Source organism: Granulicella sp. S190, from assembly GCF_009766095.1.
GTDB lineage: Bacteria > Acidobacteriota > Terriglobia > Terriglobales > Acidobacteriaceae > Edaphobacter.
Window position 1 is genome coordinate 1 of record NZ_LMUD01000038.1, and the last position, 413, is coordinate 413.

The 413-nt window shown below is 53.0% G+C and carries 1 pseudogene; it reads right to left on the minus strand.

Annotated elements, in window-relative coordinates:
* A pseudogene (locus GSQ94_RS16765) lies at window positions 1-368 on the minus strand (DNA-directed RNA polymerase subunit B); the annotation flags it as partial.
* Window positions 369-413: the final 45 nt, after the last annotated feature.

A 413-nucleotide genomic window follows, 5' to 3' on the forward strand; every position in this document is an offset into this window, starting at 1 on the left:
CCACAGGCTTGGCCTTCTGGGGTCTCGGCTGGGCAAACAAGACCCCAATGAGAGTTGTGAAGCTGTCGCGGCTTCGCCAGCTTGCCGTCGCGTCCAACAGGAGTGTTCGTTCGCCGAAGATGAGATAAGGTGGAGGCATACGTGTATCGATTCAACACTTGCGAGACTCCAGCCTTTGCAGAAGCTGCCTTCTTCTGATCACCCCAGTTGCCAGTCGCTAGCGAATACTTCAGGCCGTTTGTGATGATGCTAGCCTTGACGGCCATCTGAACATTGAAGTCCTGGTTGTTCTCGACACAGCGTTGGAGGTATTTGTAAATATCCTTGGTGAGCTTGAGGAAGAGGATGCGGAACAGATTTGCAATCAAGGGCCCGGCCAAATCCAGCCTCTTCTTCCCAAAATGATCGGTGTG